The following is an 866-nucleotide window of genomic DNA, read 5'->3' as shown; positions in this document are numbered from 1 at the left end:
AAATTCATCTACACACAATACATCTTTAGTACTGGTAATAGATACTTGTGGTACAGGTACGTGAATTTTAAAGTTTGTTAGTGTGTAACATCCTGTTGCAGCTGTGTTAGTAGCTGTATCACCTGTATTGGTAACACGAACCCAGATAGTTTGCCCATAGGCTACAGTATTGTAAAAAGTAGTAGGGTTTGTAATAGGGTTTTGCTCTAAATTAGCATCAGATTCAGATGTGTAATAAGCTGCAGATACAACCGTTTCTCCGCCAATAATATCGTCTTGATATTCGGTTAAATCAAACAGAGCATATCCTTCTTGTAGTGTTCCTGGTCCTGTTCCATCGTTTACACAAGATTCCATACTTTCTCCGTTTGGAAATAAATCGGCTAAATCAGATGGGATTAAAGGAGTAGGGTTCGGGTTTACTACAATTTCTACTAATTGCACACTGTAGCAACCTAAAGCATTGTCTACTCTTATAAAAATATCTTGAGGATTTACTGTGTTAACAAAAGCAGTAGTATTACCAATAGGGTTGGTGTTGGCTTCTGCCTCTGCTTCACTTAAGAAATAAGTAAAAGTATTACCTGTTTCTGTAGTAATCATATCTTCAAACAATGTTAAGTTGAAGGTTTGATTTGGTGTTACATTGTCTGGTACGTAATACTGATCGTCACACAATGGCATAGAAACAAATTCTGTTACAGGAGGAATAGATACTTCTAATGTAATCGCTTTAACGCTTCTACATTGAGTACCATCGCCTGCATTTCCTTCATCACCTGTATTGATAACCTCTACATAAATAATTTGAGGGTTACTGGTGTTGTTGTAAGCCGTATCGTTTGTTATAGGATCTGATAATGTAT

General features: G+C 36.4%; 1 pseudogene. It reads right to left on the bottom strand.

The features are described 5' to 3' along the window. Window positions 1–866, bottom strand: a pseudogene (locus ACFQ1O_RS14705) (hypothetical protein); the annotation flags it as partial.

The sequence above is a fragment of the Pseudofulvibacter geojedonensis genome (genome assembly GCF_042675745.1).
Classification (GTDB): Bacteria; Bacteroidota; Bacteroidia; order Flavobacteriales; family Flavobacteriaceae; genus Pseudofulvibacter; species Pseudofulvibacter geojedonensis.
Note: the sequence above shows the minus strand (reverse complement) of the source record. Positions and strands in the feature narration are given on the sequence as shown.